13 protein-coding genes and 1 tRNA gene are annotated in these 16,088 nt (G+C 63.4%); 5 read left to right on the plus strand and 9 right to left on the minus strand.

The window, feature by feature from the left end:
- Nucleotides 1-4: 4 nt before the first annotated feature.
- Nucleotides 5-643 (minus strand): TetR/AcrR family transcriptional regulator, encoded by a 639-nt coding sequence (locus EAH68_RS02360; protein WP_126119706.1) that lies wholly within the window; start codon nucleotides 641-643, stop codon nucleotides 5-7.
- A 79-nt stretch (nucleotides 644-722) separates the two neighbouring features.
- Here EAH68_RS02360 and EAH68_RS02365 point away from each other — a divergent pair.
- Nucleotides 723-794: transfer RNA gene (locus EAH68_RS02365), tRNA-Gln, on the plus strand.
- Nucleotides 795-1,163: 369 nt separating this feature from the next.
- Here EAH68_RS02365 and EAH68_RS02370 read toward each other — a convergent pair.
- Genes EAH68_RS02370 through EAH68_RS02380 form a run of 3 tightly spaced genes read right to left on the minus strand, consistent with a single transcriptional unit; the run spans nucleotide 1,164 to nucleotide 5,347 of the window.
- Nucleotides 1,164-3,134, minus strand: coding sequence for a tripartite tricarboxylate transporter permease (locus tag EAH68_RS02370; RefSeq protein WP_126119707.1), 1,971 nt, complete (start codon nucleotides 3,132-3,134; stop codon nucleotides 1,164-1,166).
- A 9-nt stretch (nucleotides 3,135-3,143) separates the two neighbouring features.
- On the minus strand, nucleotides 3,144-4,196 hold the full coding sequence (locus tag EAH68_RS02375; protein ID WP_126119708.1) for a type 2 periplasmic-binding domain-containing protein: 1,053 nt from the start codon (nucleotides 4,194-4,196) through the stop codon (nucleotides 3,144-3,146).
- A 56-nt stretch (nucleotides 4,197-4,252) separates the two neighbouring features.
- Nucleotides 4,253-5,347: a PrpF domain-containing protein gene (locus tag EAH68_RS02380; protein WP_126119709.1), complete on the minus strand. Its 1,095-nt coding sequence runs from the start codon at nucleotides 5,345-5,347 to the stop codon at nucleotides 4,253-4,255.
- A 262-nt stretch (nucleotides 5,348-5,609) separates the two neighbouring features.
- Here EAH68_RS02380 and EAH68_RS02385 point away from each other — a divergent pair, with 262 nt between their 5' ends.
- From EAH68_RS02385 to EAH68_RS02395, 3 genes are all read left to right on the plus strand, one after another.
- Nucleotides 5,610-6,530, plus strand: coding sequence for a LysR family transcriptional regulator (locus EAH68_RS02385; RefSeq protein ID WP_126119710.1), 921 nt, complete (start codon nucleotides 5,610-5,612; stop codon nucleotides 6,528-6,530).
- A gap of 507 nt (nucleotides 6,531-7,037) precedes the next feature.
- A complete protein-coding gene (gene tcuA / locus EAH68_RS02390; RefSeq protein ID WP_126119711.1) occupies nucleotides 7,038-8,525 on the plus strand; it encodes an FAD-dependent tricarballylate dehydrogenase TcuA in 1,488 nt (495 codons plus the stop codon).
- Nucleotides 8,526-8,614: 89 nt separating this feature from the next.
- The gene (locus tag EAH68_RS02395) at nucleotides 8,615-9,256 is read left to right on the plus strand and encodes a GntR family transcriptional regulator (RefSeq protein ID WP_206436336.1); all 642 of its coding nucleotides are present in this window, start codon (nucleotides 8,615-8,617) and stop codon (nucleotides 9,254-9,256) included.
- Here EAH68_RS02395 and EAH68_RS02400 read toward each other — a convergent pair.
- From EAH68_RS02400 to EAH68_RS02415, 4 genes are read right to left on the minus strand one after another with little or no spacing between them, the layout of a single operon-like run.
- Entirely contained in the window at nucleotides 9,248-10,753 is a 1,506-nt protein-coding gene (locus EAH68_RS02400) for a multicopper oxidase family protein (RefSeq protein WP_126119713.1), read from the minus strand. The two genes, EAH68_RS02395 and EAH68_RS02400, sit on opposite strands and share 9 nt — an antisense overlap.
- Before the next feature lie 34 nt (nucleotides 10,754-10,787).
- Nucleotides 10,788-11,807 (minus strand): isopenicillin N synthase family dioxygenase, encoded by a 1,020-nt coding sequence (locus EAH68_RS02405; protein ID WP_126119714.1) that lies wholly within the window; start codon nucleotides 11,805-11,807, stop codon nucleotides 10,788-10,790.
- Between the two features lie 53 nt (nucleotides 11,808-11,860).
- A complete protein-coding gene (locus EAH68_RS02410) occupies nucleotides 11,861-12,706 on the minus strand; it encodes a MetQ/NlpA family ABC transporter substrate-binding protein (protein ID WP_126119715.1) in 846 nt (281 codons plus the stop codon).
- A 14-nt stretch (nucleotides 12,707-12,720) separates the two neighbouring features.
- Nucleotides 12,721-13,749 carry an isopenicillin N synthase family dioxygenase gene (locus EAH68_RS02415; RefSeq protein ID WP_126119716.1) on the minus strand — a complete coding sequence of 343 codons (1,029 nt, stop codon included), beginning with the start codon at nucleotides 13,747-13,749 and terminating at the stop codon, nucleotides 12,721-12,723.
- 118 nt (nucleotides 13,750-13,867) lie between these two features.
- Here EAH68_RS02415 and EAH68_RS02420 point away from each other — a divergent pair, with 118 nt between their 5' ends.
- On the plus strand, nucleotides 13,868-15,094 hold the full coding sequence (locus EAH68_RS02420; protein WP_126119717.1) for an MFS transporter: 1,227 nt from the start codon (nucleotides 13,868-13,870) through the stop codon (nucleotides 15,092-15,094).
- Here the strand turns inward: EAH68_RS02420 and EAH68_RS02425 are convergent.
- Nucleotides 15,091-16,062: an NAD(P)-dependent alcohol dehydrogenase gene (locus EAH68_RS02425; protein WP_126119718.1), complete on the minus strand. Its 972-nt coding sequence runs from the start codon at nucleotides 16,060-16,062 to the stop codon at nucleotides 15,091-15,093. The two genes, EAH68_RS02420 and EAH68_RS02425, sit on opposite strands and share 4 nt — an antisense overlap.
- Nucleotides 16,063-16,088 lie beyond the last annotated feature (26 nt).

Genomic DNA, 16,088 nt, shown 5'->3' on the forward strand with positions numbered 1-16,088 from the left:
CCATCTACTTCTCCCCTGCCTGCCGCAGTTGTTCCTGGACCCCATCCGACAACGTCGGTGAGGATTTCATTCCCGCCAGCCCGTTCCAGCACAGGTTGACGATGTGCGCCGCCACGACCTCCTTGGCGGGCTCGCGTTCATCCAGCCACCACTGGGCGGTCATGGAGACCATGCCCACCAGCGCCTGGCCGTAGAGGACCGCCACCTCCGGGTCCAGCCCCTGCCTGGTGAAGGAATCCCCCAGGATGTGGGAGACCTGCCCCACCGCGGTGTTCAGCAGCGTGGCATAGGACTGGTCCTGGCCGGGCACCAGATCCCGCACCAGGATGAGGAAGCCGTCGGTCTCCTCCTCCACGTACGTCAGCAGGGCGATGACGGCCTGTTCGATGCGCACCCGGGAACGGCCGTGCGACAGTGCCTCGGTGATGATCTTCTCCAGGCTGATCATCTCCCGGTCCACCACCACGGCGTAGAGGCCCTCCTTGCCGCCGAAGTGCTCGTAGACGACCGGTTTGGACACCCCGGCGCGGGCCGCGATCTCCTCCACACTCGAGCCCTCGAAACCCCGCTCGGCGAACACCTCGCGGCCGATCGAAATGAGCTGCTCCCGGCGTTCCTTGCCCGTCATCCGCTGTCGAACCATGCCTCACAGCCTATCCCGAGCCGCTGTTTAGCCCCCAGCCGACTGTCGGGTACGCTGATCGTGCACATCAAGTGTGCGGTTCCCCGTGGTGTAATCGGCAACACTCTGGTTTTTGGTACCAGCTTTCCAGGTTCGAGTCCTGGCGGGGAAGCTTTCTGTTTGCGGGACGCGCGGGCGGATACAGCGAGACAGGGGTCCGCAGACGGATCACCCGTCTCAGCGAGGGTTGCCAGCCGCACCCAGGACCACGGATGAGCTCTGGGGCCTCCTCCTGCAGACCGGAGGATATGGCGTGATGACAACGTCACAGGGGAAGTCCGTCAGCTTGTCTGCACAGAGGCATCTTCCCCGTGTGCTCGGGCAGTCGTTCGAGAGTGCGCAGTGGGCAACTGGCAACTCAAGTCTGGATCCTCAGGAACGATGAACCGCCCTGCTGTTCACAGGGCGGTTGTTGACAGAGCGGAGAACTGATCGCCGAAACAGTGATCGTGGACAGTACTTTTGCAGTTCGGCTCTCTACCTAGAACAGGTAGCCAGCTGGCGGGACCAACTGCGCAAACTCGGCTAAGAGGTATATCACCCCGCTAATGCTGGCCGTGTAGAGCACAGCCGAGAGGATTTTCATGCGTGCCACTATCAACAGGAACGGGAGGGCAAAGACGGCGGTCCCGATGATCATGCCGAACAGGAAAACCAGCCAGATATAGGCGAACATCCAGGCCAAGGATCCTGCCACGATACGTATGCGGTCAAGCCAGAGGTATTTCGCTTCCACCTCAAGGCCCTCGTTCCGGGCAACTCGAATGTCTTTGTAGAGACTGAACAGACCCAGGCCGACGCCCACAATACCCACCGCCGTCGGAAACAAGCTGCCGCTCGCAGAGTACTGGGTAGCGAGCGCGATAACTCCGGCGAAGAAGAGAAGGAGGATGACAGACACGGCCAGATCAAGGACCGGGGGGACGGGTAGTTCTGATTTCTCCGAGACCTGTGTGACGGGCGCATTAGCCCTCGTCTTACGCATCTTTTTTCGGATCAGAGGAACTGATACCGTTCCTACAAGGATCAGAATGATGACGAGGACGAATGGGCGGGTCATCCATTCAATGGGATCGAAGACATTGACGGTCAGGAAATAGTACCGCTCAAGTGGCTCTGCGAGCACGTAGGCGATCAGGAACGGAGCGCGCGGAATGTTGGTCATCTTGGCAACCCAACCCACGATTCCCAGTGCCAGCATCATGTAGAATACGTTCAGATTCAGGGGTTCCTGGAAACCACTCAGAAAAAGAATGGGTATCAGGGCGGCGGCGAGAATCGGGAAGCGTACATAACTCAATCGAGCCAGAGGGCGTGCCAGCACGAACGCCAGAATTGATCCGAGGACACTGGCGATGGCGAAGGCCCAGACGATGAAATATACGAGATCCAGTTCATTGGTAATCAGGGTGGGGCCTGGCTGGATACCGAAGATCAGTAAGACTCCGAGCAGCAGGGCAAACGGGGCAGCTCCGGGGACTCCGAACAGCAGGGTGGGAATCAATGATCCGGATTCGATACCGTTGCTTGCCGCAGAAGGCGCGATCACCCCTCTCGGGTCACCCTTGCCGAATCTGTCCGTGGCTGGTTTTCTTGCAGCGAAAGCCTGGGCCTGACCATATGCCAGCCAGGAACCGGCAGTGGCACCCACACCCGGCAAAAAGCCCACACCGACGCCCACCGCAGAGCCACGGAGCACATCGCCCCAGTAGCGGCCGATGTCACGCATACCTGCGCCCCAGCCACCTCCAATGTTCATGTCGCCTTCAGCAACCTTGGTTTTGCGGGCGACAAGGTCAATAATTTCAGACAGCCCGAAGATGCCAAGGGCGGCAGCGACCAGCCCGATACCATCGGTGAGATACTCGGAACCAAAAGTGAATCGGTACTCAGCCGAAATCGGTGAGACACCGATCATGCCGAGAACAAGTCCGAAGGCTGAAATGAGCAGGCCCTTGATGATGTTTCCCTTGGAGAGAAGAGCGGTGAGGAAAACACCCATGATGATGAGGGCGAAAATCTCCGGAGAGCCGAAGGCAGTCACAATAGGCTGAGCGATGGGGACGATGATCGTGAGGGCCACGATTCCGATAAGTCCCCCCAGCATGGAGGCAATGAAACTAGCCGAAAGTGCTTGTCCACCCTGGCCCTTCTTCGCCATCTGATGGCCGTCGAGAAGAAAGACAGAGGCAGCCGCAGAACCTGGTATGCCCAGCACCACTGAAGTGATGACATCAGAGGTGTGCACGACAGCCACCGCGCCGATGATCATGGCAATGGCCTGATTGGGTTCAAGAACAAATACGAAAGGAAGCAGGACCGCGACTGCCCCTGTTCCTCCGAGCCCGGGAATGACGCCGATAATGATTCCGACGAGCACACCGGCACCCAGGAAGATCCACATGCTCGGGTCTGCAAAATTGGATAAAGCGGCTAGAGCTGCATCAACCATGTCCGTCTCCTATCCGTGTACCGGTGCGGCGTATTTTTCAGCCAGCAGCTCATTCGTGAAATGCATGACCTCCGGATCTAGCTCCAGAGCTTTTCGGAAAGTTTCCCGGTGCTGCTTACCTGAAAGAAGCTGGTATCCCCCGAGGGCGGATTCCGCCTCATCAAAAAACTGAGGATCCGTGTTCAGCGCTGAAACCATCTGGTCGTACTGGTCAATGACATCGTCGGCAGTGTCTTTATTGGCCCACAGGCCCTTCTGGTAAAAGAAACCTGGCGTCACAAACGCCTGGTAGGCCTCATAGGCTTTACGCTGTTCCTCCGTTTTTCCCCCGTACTTTTCATACACCTCAGCAAAGGTCGGGATGTCAGGAACATTGGGATCGCGGACAACCTCACCGTTTTCCAGGATTCCCACGCTGAACAACGGAATCGCTTCCCCGGTTTCCACAAAAGGTTGCACCTGCGACAGGTAGGAGGCGGTTGTCTGGAAATCCAAGTCAGTTTCACCACGTTGGACAGCAAGTCGACTTGGCCCGCGGCCTTCCATACCGAAAACTCCCTTGACAGGGGCACCCAGCGCCTCTAGCGCCAGAAGCGGAACAAGATCAAGGCCGGTGGCCGACATACCGCCGTACAGCGACTCTTCCTCGCGGTTGATCAGATCCTCGACGGAGGTGATGCCACTGTCAGCTCCCGTCCACAACACCGCGCCTGTCCCGTTGAGAACCAGCGGTTCCATTTCATTAAATCTGAACTCCGCAGCAGGGTGCCCGAGCATGCTCTGGAAATAGGTCGTTGCCGAGGCCACAAGAGTCTGGTTGCCATCAACTACTCCCGCGTGGACATAGGCATTGGTGCCTGTAATTGATTCTCCACCTGGGATGTTCTCCACCTGATACCGGTTGACCTCCGGCTGCATCGAAGCAAAATACGGCGTGATAAATCGGGCCCAGGTATCGGTACCACCCCCGGTTCCGTAGGGCACCACCACATCGATGATCCCGTTTCCGGAGGGGTGGTAGGAAGTCTGGGCCGGCGCACAGGCCACCATCAAGCTGGCCATCAGCGCTGCTCCCCCCATCCGAAAGAGCCGGCGTCGGCTGGTTCGTTTCCTCATTTTCACACAGCTCCTACGGTTATCAAGGAAGGGTCACCCTCAGGGACAAACAATTCTGCCTCGGCGATACTCCGGGCCGTCCTCACCACTCCGACTTCAGTGCCAGACAGGGTGACTTCATGATGGGTTTCGATAACTCCGACAGGGGTTCGGATACGCAACCGCTGCGGATCGGCGGCAGGAACATGGGCAAGTGTCCCGGGCTCCAGAACCGCCTTTGTAAGTGCAATACTCGCAGTAATCGGAATAGCAGGGTGGGGTTTGCCCATCGAGAACATGAGGATCTGAATGTCCGCACCCTGATCGGGGGAATCCGACACAATACCAATTTTAGGAATGGCGCGTGCAGCAACTCGGGGATTTTCCGCCAGCCCCATTGCAACTGCAGCATGACGGCGAATATTTTCGATCTGAGGCAGCAGTCCTGTGACAGCGGTTTTCCAGTCGCCATAAGAGGAGGGATCAAGGTTCAGTTCGCTTGCTGGTATCAAGATAGTCGGCGCCCCAGCATCTACCATGGAGACCTTTACTACTGAGTCCTCCACCTGCAGCTCGCTTTGACGCTGCCCGGCCGGAAAGAGTGCACCGGTGGTGGCCCCTTCAGGGCTACGGAAGCCCAGAAGAACCTTGTGCCCGCCAAAGGGCGTTCCGATCATCATGTCATCAGGCTGAGCGGGGAGCTGGCCACCGGGTGTGGAGATCGTCTCCACAATCAGTTGATTCGTGTTTTCGTTGAATACATTGACACGTGTCCTCGGGTGCGTCGCATCGACCCATCCCTGCTCGATCGCATAGAGACCGACAGTAGCGGAGCAGTTACCGCAGTTGCTTCCCCAGTCGACTTTGGCCTCTTCAATGCCCACCTGCGCAAAAGTGAAGTCCACATCGACGTCCGGCCTTTCACTCCGAGAAACAATGACCGCCTTACTTGTCGTCGAAGTTCCTCCGCCTACACCGTCCAGCTGCCGGGTATCGGGGCTACCGAACGCCCGCAACAGAACTTGATCCACCGTGAGGCCTGTCCCTGAGAGAGCGGCGTTCTCAAAGACCCAGCACTTGCTTGTTCCTCCACGCATCCAGACTGCCCGGACCTGCATATGTAACTCCTATCACTTTTGATTTACAAGTAGCTTTACCCCTCCCATCAATGAAGTCAATGTAAACTAAATTAAAGTGAATTAACTATTTCTTAATCTACTGGCCTCCCGCCCCCCTCCATCGCTCGAAGACTGGAGCCGAAGAGTGTCCACGAGGGTCCGAGCAGCCATTCCGCCCCCCCCTCTGAAGTGTAGAGTTACTACAGATAGATTTAGAATCGTTTAGCAAAGCTGTTGCAGCATCTCGAAAAAAGGAGAAAAGATGTATGACACTCGACGACTGCACATGTTTGTGAAAACCCTGGAGCTCGGCTCGGTGACGGCAGCAGCAGACGAACTTCTCTTCACTCCTTCAGCGATCTCCCAACAGCTGAAGAAACTAGAGAAGGAAGTTGGCCTGTCCCTCTTCCAGAGGGGCCGCCGAGGCATTGAACCCACCGAGGCGGGGCTAGTTCTCGCGGAGCATGCTCGTCGCGTGATGCGACAACTGGCAGCGGCAGAATCCGACATCGCAGAACTGGCCAGCGGAAGGAAAGGCAGCCTGTCAATAGGGGCGTTTCCCACTGTCGCCGCCTCGTTCCTCCCCCTGGCCATCGATAAATTCAAGCGTCGATACCCATCGGTAGACCTCCTGATCCGCAGCGCGAGACTGAATAGGCTGGTCCAGGAGCTGGAGGAGGGCGGGGTCCAACTAGCACTCCTGTGGGACTACCCCTGGACCCCATTCATGCGAGAAGGGCTGACCACCACAGAAGTTTTCCGGGAAACTTTCGTGGTCCTGGTAGCAAAAGATCACCATCTGGCCAGGCAGGACCACGTCCACCTGGAGCAGCTCGCCGAGGAGAACTGGGTGACGCGGGGCGATAATCACCCCGTCGTGGAAGTTATCGAAAAATCAGGATCCCAGGCAGGCTTCCGGCCCAGAATCGCCATGTATGCCAATGACTACCAGGAGACGCAGGCGATGGTCAGCGTAGGGATCGGCGTGGCGATTGCACCGAGGAGCGCGCTGGTTGTCCAGCACCCGAACGTCAAAATTCTGGGGATCGCCGTCGATGCCCCAGTGCGGCGCGTACTACTGGGTCAGCGAGAGGAACGTTCCCTTTCACCGTTGGAAATGGCCTTCAGATCGTTGCTGATGGAGTTGGGGCCAGAGTTCTCCAAGGTGGTCGGGAGCCAGTAGCTCCCTGCCGGACACCCGGCCCCTCATGCGGGGACCTCTCCGGTGACCTGGCGATCCGGCGCATCCGTCAAGGGCAAATTGCCGTCAGAACAAGTAGCAAGAGACTCAGGAACGTGTTGCCCTACTCCGCGTTTACGCCCATCCAGTTCTGTGAGTCGTCCAGGATTTGACTCACGAGAAGAAACGCATCGGGAACAAGTACACCACAATGCTGCGGCCAGCTGCCTGGCATGCAGGTACCGTGACGTTCCCTTCCCCCTACTCACCCGAGGTGAGTTCTACCGCGAGCACCCCGCCCACCCCCCGCCACCGATAGACCGGCCAGCTGGTCGATACCTCAGATATCGACCGGCTCCCGAGGCTGCCTCCATCAACGGCCGCCATTACCTCCGGAGCAGGCGACCAGGTGCAGCACCCGTCCCGTGCCAGGAATACAGGAGCACCTCCCGGAATATATTTGTATACTTCTGTATACAAAGACCCATCCGGCCCACCTAAGGAGCATCCGTGAACACTGACCAGAGCCAGCACAGCCGAGACGCCGACGTCATCGTCGTCGGCGGGGGCAACGCGGCGTTCACTGCCGCCCACGCCGCAGCGACCAGGGGGCGCAGCGTCATCCTGCTTGAGCACGGCAGTGAGGACATGGCCGGCGGCAACAGCTTCTACACCGCCGGCGCCACGCGCATCGTCCATGACGGACTCGAGGACCTGAAGCGCCTCGTCGAGGAAGACCCACGCCACTCCACCACCGTTGTCCCCCCATACTCTGCCGATGAGTACCGGGCAGATCTGGAGAAGGTCACCGAGGGCAAGAACGATCCGGAGCTGACCGAGGTCCTCATCAGCGAGATCACCCCCACCCTGCTGTGGCTGAAGTCGCTGGGATTGAAGTACCGGCTCATGTACGAACGCCAGGCCTACGAGCGCCCGGACGGCAGCCACCTCTTCTGGGGCGGACTCCATGTCGGCAATGTCGGCGGCGGCGAGGGGATGATCGAGGACCACACCCGGGTGGCACGGGAGAACGGCGTGGATATCCGCTACAACCACCGTGCGAAAGAACTGCTCACCGATGGGTCGGGGAAAGTCACCGGTGTCCGCGCTGAGACCCGGGACGGTGAGGTCGAGCTGCACGCTGAATCGGTGGTGATGGCGGCCGGCGGCTTCGAGGCTAACCCCGAGTGGCGGAGGGAGCACCTCGGTGAAGGCTGGGAGAACGCGAAGGTCCGCGGCACGCCCTACAACCAGGGGGACATGATCGCGGCCGCACTGAAGATCGGCGCCGCGAAGGGCGGGGACTTCTCCACGTGCCACAGCGTCCAGTGGGACGCTCTCTGTGAAAACAACGAGTCCAACCGGGAGCTGACCAACCGTCTCACCCGCCAGAGTTACTTCCTCGGCGTCCTAGTCAACCGCGACGGTGAGCGTTTCCTCGACGAGGGCGCCGACTTCCGCAACTACACCTACGCGAAATACGGCAAGGAGATCCTCCGCCAGCCGGGTTCCATCGCCTACCAGATCTTCGACTCGCAGATCCGGCCCATGCTGCGGACCGAGGAATACGACATGCCCGGTATTTCCGTGGAGGTGGCCGACAGCATCGGCGAGCTGGCCGACAAGCTGGGCATCGACCGGGACGGCTTCACCACCACCATTGAGACCTACAACTCCGCCATTGACAGGGGCCTGGAATTCGACCCCACCATCAAGGACGGCAGGGCCGCCGATGTGACTCCCCCGAAGAGCAACTGGGCGGTCCCCCTGGAGAAGGGCCCTTTCTACGCTTTCCCGGTCACCTGCGGGATCACCTTCACCTTCGGCGGAGTGAAGACGGACGCCCACGGCCGGGTGCTCAATGAGCAGGGTGAGTGGATCGAGGGGTTGTTCGCAGCCGGCGAGATGCTGGGTGGGCTGTTCAGCCAGAACTACCCGGGCGGCACCGGTCTTGCTGCCGGTTGCGTGTTCGGGCGACGGGCCGGCTGCCTGGCCTGACGGGTAGAATCCAGGGGAGGAGGTTCCGCCGGTGCCGGTCACTGCGGAGAAAGCGAGGAGTGAGGATGGTTTCACCTAGAGAGCGGAAAGTGGACACCGACCAGATCTTCACCACCCTCCGCGATGAGATCCTCACCGGCCAGCACCCGGCCGGCACTCAGTTCAAGGAGATCCCGCTGGCGGAGCGTTTCGGGGTCTCCCGCACCCCGATCCGTTCCGCGCTGACCCGCCTGCAGCAGGAGCAGCTGCTCGTGCGTCGGGACCGGGGTCTGGAGATCCCCCGCACCGATCCGGAACGGGTCATCCAGGTCTATGACCTGCGGATCAAGCTGGAAGAGACCGCCGCCGGAGAGGCTGCGCGGTCCCATCAGTTGTCGGAGCTGCTGCGTCTGGAGGCGCTGTTGGCCCGCGACCGCGCACTGGAGAACCCCACCGAGCAGGAGATGTTGAGCACCAACCTCGAGTTCCACGAGGCGGTCTGGGCGGCAACCCGCAATCCCGTGCTCATTGACCTGCTGGAACGATTGGGCACCCACCTGATCCACTCGCCCCGCCCCACACTCGCCGTGGGTGGCCGCTGGCCCGAGTCCCTGGACGAGCACGCCGCCATCATCCGGGCCATCGAGGACCGGGATGAGGAGCTGGCCCGCCAGCTCGCCCGCGAGCACATGGAGACAGCCAAGAAGATCCGTCTGCGCCTGCTCAAGGAGACCGCCATCCATTCATTCTGACATCGGCACCAGGTCCGGCTCCTGACCGGGCGCGACCACCATGAACTGGCCCATCATGCCCATGTCCTCGTGCAGCAGCATGTGGCAGTGGAACATGTAGGGCATGGTGTTGTCGGGGTGCCAGCCGAATTCCACGGCGAGTTCTGCAGTGGATCCCGGCGGCAGGGCGACGGTGTCCTTCCAGCCGCTGGTGGTCACTTCAGCGACGTCGGTTCCGGTGAGGCTGAGCACCTTGAAGCGGGCATCGTGGATGTGGAAGTTGTGGGGCCAGTCAGCGTTCTCATTGGTCACGGTCCACAACTCCGGACCCCGGTGGTCAATGACGAAATCAACCCGTTCCATGTCCATGAGCCGGCCGTTGATCTCGAAGGTGTTGAGCACGAACTCCCGGCGCGGTGCTCCCCGCAGGTCCGGGCTTGCCTGCGCCGCCGGGTCCAGCTCCCCGGGCAGCTCCGGCGGCTGCGGGGCATCGTTGCCCGGTCCGGTGATCTGCAGCAGGTTAAAAGCGTCCTGGAAACCGAAGTCGGGGCTGTTCTCGCCGGTCGGGATGCCGAAGTTGTTGTCCAGCCCCACTGAGCGCAGCGTGACCTCCTCCCCCGGCTCCAGATCGACGATGATCTCCACCCGCTCCGCGGGCCCCAGCAGTACCGAGTCCACTTCCTCCGGGGCGGCGAGCAGACCGGAATCGGAGGCGATGACGTGGAAGGGGCGGTCGTCGGAAAACGCGAGGTGGTGGAAGCGCATCCCGGCGGCGTTGAGCAACCGCACGCGCAGCCGCCGGGTGGTGGCCTGGAAACGGCAGTTGGTGATGCCGTTGACCAGCGGGGTGTCGCCGAGCAGCCCGAAGGTGGGGTCGATCTCCTCGTCGAGTTGCCCGTCGGCGGTGAATTTCACGTCCGCGATGATCACGGGGATGTCGTCGACCCCGTAGTCCTCCGGCAGACCCAGCCCCGCGGTGACCTCGTCGTCGAGGAGGAACATGCCCGCCAGCCCGCGGTAGCAGTGCAGGGCGGTGCGCTCATGCGGATGCGGGTGGTACCAGAGGGTCGCGGCCGGCTGATCCACCGTCCATTCCGGGGTCCACGTCGCGCCGGGTTCGATCGGCGAGTGCGGGCCGCCGTCCGCCCAGGCGGGCAGCTTCATGCCGTGCCAGTGGATGGTGGTCATCTCGTCGAGTTCGTTGGTGATGTCGACGGTGACGTCCTCACCCCGGTGCGCCCGGAACGTCGGCCCCAGGTGCCCGCCGGAGAAACCCCATGTGGTGGTGACGATGCCGGGCAGGATCTCGGCGCTGCCCGCCTGGGTGGTGACCTGGAACCGGCGGCGGCCGTCGATAAGCTCGCCTTCGTACAGCGGCGGGATGGGCAGGGGCCGCGGCTCCGCATCGTAGCCGCGGGGTTCGGGCTGCCCGTTGCGGGTGCAGGCAGCGGCTACCGCCCCGGCCAGCAGCACCGCCGCCCCGCGGAAGAAGGTCCGGCGACTGAAACGGGTGCTCATGTATTCAGCCTAGACGGCGGTGCGCCCCACCGGATCAACCCAGAGAGGCCGCGAGCTCCGCGTGGTAGCGGGCGGTGGTCTCCGGGTGGGCGCGGAAGCGGGACTTGATGGTGTTACGCCCGCACAGGTCGAAGATCTCCTGGTCGGAGAGGTCCGCGCCGGCGCCGGGGGCGTCGGCGGCCAGCTCTGGTGGTAGCTCGACGCGCGGGAAGCGGGCGTCGAGGTCCGGAGCTAGGAAGAAGGGCACCGAGTAGCGGGAGGTGCCCGGCTCCGGAGGGAGAACCCGGTGCGGGGTGGCCTTGAGGTAGCCGTCGGTGGCGGCCTCAAGCAGCTCACCGATGTTGACCACGAAGTGGTCGGTGATGGGGTCAGCGTCAATCCAGCCCTCGGCGGTCTCGACCTGCAGACCGGAGGAACCGTCCTCGAGCAGCAGCAGGGTGAGTACACCCGAGTCGTGGTGCGCGCCGACACCCTGGCCGGACTCGGAACCGTCGTGGCCCGGGTAGTGGGCCAACTTCATGGTCGGGTACGGCTTCTCGAATGCCGCGTCGAAGAACTCCGGTTCCTGGTCGAGGGATTCCGCCCAGGCGTGCAGCAGGGTCATACCCACCGCGCCGAGGTCCTCCTGCCAGCGGGTGACCAGGTCCTTCATGCGGGGGATGGCACTGGGCCAGGGGTTGGGGCCCCACAGGATGCGCCAGGGGTTGGTGTCCAATCCCTCGGTCTCGGCGGGACCGTCGAAGCCGAAGTCGATCTGCTCGCGCCAGTCGACCAGCCCCTGGGTGCGTTCGTCCCCGAGTTCGGCGTAGCCGCGGTAGTGCGGGTTGTCCAGGTTGGAGATCTCGTACTTCTGTTCCTTGGGCAGGGCGAAGAACTCCTTGGCCATGTCGATCATCTCGTGCTGGAAGGACAGCGGGATGCCGTGGTCGGCCAGGTAGAAGAAGCCGATCTCGTGGGTGACCTGGCGCAGTCGGGCGATTTCCTCCGCACGGTCGGGGCCGTGGACGAGTTTGCGCAGGGAGATGATCGGCAGGGACGGATCCTGGGTGCTCATGTTTCCTCGGTGTTCCTCTGGTGAAAATTAACAGACAGCCTTGTCCGGACAGATTACCCGGATATCGCCCCGGAATCTGTGACCGGTACCACCGCAGAACCGAATCGCTCCCGGATCCAGTCGGCGGTCGCCGCCGAGGTAATGGCCCCGGTGAGCGCAGCCACCCGCTCATCGTCGACGGCTCCGGCGGAGGCGACGAGGATGTTGGCGTAGGGGTTGCCCTCCGCGTCCTCGGTGATCAGGGCACCACCGACGGGGTCGAGTCCGGCCTCGAGTGCGAAGTTCGAGCTGATGACGGCGGCCGCCACCGAGGAGTCATCCAGTGAGCGGGCGGCCAGGTCGTCCTCGATCGGCACCAGATCGAGGTTGCGGGGGTTGTCCGCGACGGACTCGACGGTGATCTGGGAGATCGCTGCCGGATCGGCATCTGTGTCCAGGGTGATCACCCCGTGGTCCTGCAGGAGGAGCAAGCCGCGGGCGAAGTTGCTGGCGCTGCGCGGCAGGGTGATCGTTGAGCCCTCGGGGATGTCCGCCAGGTCCCCGTACCGGGCGGAGTACAGGGACATCGGCTCAATGTGGATCGGGGCGAGCACCTCCACGCCGGTCTGACCGGTCTGCTCCTGCCAGTCCAGGAGGTAGGGCTCGTGCTGGAAGAAGTTGAGGGGTGCGCTGCCGTCGACGAGTGCGGCGTTGACCTCAGGTCCGCCGGTGACAACCTTGATGTCGAGCTCGAAGGTGTCGTCGTTCTCATCGACCCATTCCAGGATCTCGGCGTGCGGGGTGGAGGCCGCGAGCACCTGCAGTGGGCCTTCCCCCTCCGGGGTGGAGGAGCAGGAGGCCAGGGCCCCGGCGGTGGCCAGTGCGGTGAGGGTGAGCAGGAGGGGGCGTGCGTGTTTCATGTCGGTGTCTTTCCTTAGGCCAGGGAGGCGGCGAGGTCGGCGTGGTAACGGGCGGTGGTCTCCGGGTGCGCGCGCAGGCGGGCCTTGAGCGTGTTGCGGCCGGAAATGTCGAAGATTTCCTCGCCGTGCATGTCCCTGCCGCGGCCGGGCGCGACGGCGGCCAGTTCCCCGGGCAGCGGCACCCGGGGGAAGCGGGAGTCCAGGTTGGGGGCGAGGAAATAGGGGATGGAGTAGCGGGAGGTGCCCGGCCCCGGCGGGAGCACGCGGTGCGGGGTGGCCTTGAGGTAGCCGTCGGTGGCGGCCTCAAGCAGCTCGCCGATGTTGACCACAAAGTGGTTGGGTAGGGGTTCGACGTCGATCCATCCACCCTCGTTCTCCACCTGCAGGCCTGCCGAGCCCTGTTCCGGCAGCAGGAGGGTGAGCACGCCGGGGTCGTGGTGCGCGCCCACACCCTGCCCGGACTGTGAACCGTCGTGGCCCGGGTAGTGGGCGAGTTTCAGCAGCGGGTAGGGGCGGGTGAAGTGCCCGTCGAAGAAATCCGGTTCCTGGCCCAGCGATTCCGCCCAGGCGCGGAGCAGATCGAGGCCCACCTCTGTGAGAGTGTCCAGCCATTGGTTGACCAGGTCCTTCAGCTCGGGAACGGTGGTGGGCCAGGGGTTGGGCCCCTCCAGCACCCGCCACGGGTGGGTGGTCAGCCCTCCGGTCTCCGCCGCCCGGTCCGCGCCGTAATCGATCTGCTCGCGCCAATCGACCAGACCCTGGGTTCGCTCGTCGCCGAGTTCGGCGTATCCGCGGTAGTGCGGGTTGTTCAGGTTGGAGATCTCCTGTTTGGCTTCCTTCGGCAGTGCGAAGAAGCGTCTGGCTGCGTCGAAGAGCTGCTGTTGGAGCTCCTCGGGGACTCCGTGGTCCGCGAGGTAGAAGAAGCCGATGGTGTGGGTCACCTCGCGCAGGCGGATGATCTCCGCGGCGCGTTCCGCCTCACCGGAGCGACCCAGGAGGGTGGCCAGCGAGATGATGGGGAGGGAGGGGCTGTTGTCGCTCATGGTGTCCTTTCGGGGAAATTACGTACTACTTAGTTCATACATTGCAGACCACTCGGTACAGAAAATATGATGCTTTTATATTCACGCCACTACCCGTGCCGCCCATTAAGGTGACCGTGTGAGCACTCCCCCGACACCCGGCCCCGCCGACGAGAAACACGCGGCACGCCGTTTCATCTGGTCGAACGGCCTCCAGGGCGTGGGCGACCAGATCGTCGCCGCCAAAACTGTCCTGCCGTGGCTGCTGCAGGCAGCCGGCGCCCCTGGCTTCTTCATCGCCCTGCTCGTTCCGGTCCGCGAATCCGGTTCCATGCTCCCCCAGGCCGCCTTCACCCCGTGGGTGACCACGCAGCGCTCACGCAAACGAATCTGGGTGCTCGGCTCCCTCGGGCAGGCGGTCGCTGCGGCGTTGATCGGCCTCGCGGTCCTGGTTCTGGGCGGTACCGCCCTCGGCTTCACCGTCATCGTCCTGCTCGCGGTCCTGTCGGTCTTCCGCTCCCTGTGCTCGATCGCCTCGAAGGATGTACAGGGGCGCACCATCGCGAAGGGCCGGCGCGGGGTGGTCACGGGCCGGGCGGCCGCCGTCGGCGGGGTCTTCGCCCTGGCAGTTGGTCTGCTGCTGGAGTTCCTCGGCACCGGCGCGCCGACCTGGCTGCTGGCGGTGCTGATCTTCGCCTCCGCCGGGGCGTGGGCGGTGGCGGCGGCGGTCTTCGCCACCATCCACGAACCCGTCTCCGGGCAGGAACCCCAGGGCCTGCAGCAGGGCTGGTGGGCGGATACCGTGGGACTGTTCACCGGGGACCGGGCCTTCCGGCAGTTCGTCATCGTCCGGTCCCTGCTGCTGGTCACGGCGCTGTCCACCGCCTTCGTGGTCACTCTCAGCCAGGAGGTCGGGTACGGCCTGACCGGCCTGGGTGTCTTCCTCATCGCCTCCGGCCTGGCCGCGGTGCTGGGTGGGCGCATCTCCGGCGTCTGGTCGGACATCTCCGCACGCACCACCATGAGTCAGGGTGCTCTCGTCGGTTCCCTGGTCATCATCGCCCTGGTCGCCTCCGCCCACTGGGCCCCGGACGTGGTCAACGCCTGGGCCTTCCCCATCGGCTTCTTCCTGCTCAACCTCACCCACACCGCGGTGCGGGTTGCACGCAAGACCTACATCGTCGACATGGCCGAGGGAGATCAGCGCACCCGCTACGTGGGGGCCGCCAACACCCTCATGGGCGTCATCCTCCTGTTGGTCGGCGCGGTCTCGGGCGGGATCGCCATGCTGGGCCCCTCGGCGGCACTGCTCTTCCTGGCCGCCACCGGGCTGGTCGGTGTGGTCGCGGCACGCCGGCTGCCTTAATCGACCTGCAGCACCAGCTTTCCCGTCACCGCTCCACTGGCCAGCAGGTTCAGTGCCTCCCCGGCCCGGGCCAGGGGCAGCCGCTGATCCACCACCGGGCGCAGCTGGCCGGATTCCACGAGTCCCACCAACTCGATGAGGTCAGCGGCTGAGGTCACGGAGACCAGCGACACCAGCCGACGGCGGCCCACCAGTCCCACCAGGGGTGCAATCAGCTGGCGGGAGAAACCGCCCAGCAGGGCGGTTCCGGCCTGTTCACCGCCGACGATGACCGCCGAACCGCCCCGGGCCAGCAATCCGGTGAGTTGGCTGGCGGGCCGGTTGCCGCCCGTGTCGATGATCGCGTCATAGGGGCCCGCCGCCACGACGGCACTCTCCTCACCCAGGTAGTCCAGGACCCGGGTGACGCCGAGTTCCAGCACGCGCGGGGCCTTGCGTGTGCTGCACACTGCCGTGACCTCCGCGCCGCGGGCCACAGCGATCTGGACGGCGTGCGTACCCACCCCGCCGGAGGCACCGAGCACCAGTACCTGCGCCCCGTCGCCGATCTCAGCGGCGCGGACCGCCTGCAGTGCGGTGAGCGCGGAGACGGGGAGGGCGGCGGCGTCAGCAAGTGGGATGGATTCGGGGGCTGGCGCGAGGTTTCCTTCCTGTGCCACGGCGAGTTCCGCGAAGGTGCTGCGCCCCACCCCGAATACCCGGTCGTCGAGCCGGAAACGGGTCACCCCCTCACCGACGGCCTCGACGGTGCCGGAGACCTCGATCCCCACCCCGGTGTTGCGTGGCTGGAACAGGCCGGTGCCCAGGCGCATGAGCAGTGGGCGGCCGGTGACCAGGTGCCAGACACCACGGTCGACGCCCGCGCCGGCGACGCGGACGAGTACCTCACCGGGACGCGGTAGCGGGGCGGGCTGGTCGGTGAGGGCCAGGGAGGAGATGCCGTAGGTGGAATGGACGATCGCCTGCATATATAAAGCGTATCCTCCGCGCGAAC

The sequence above is a fragment of the Corynebacterium hylobatis genome (assembly GCF_003955685.1).
Classification (GTDB): domain Bacteria; phylum Actinomycetota; class Actinomycetes; order Mycobacteriales; family Mycobacteriaceae; genus Corynebacterium; species Corynebacterium hylobatis.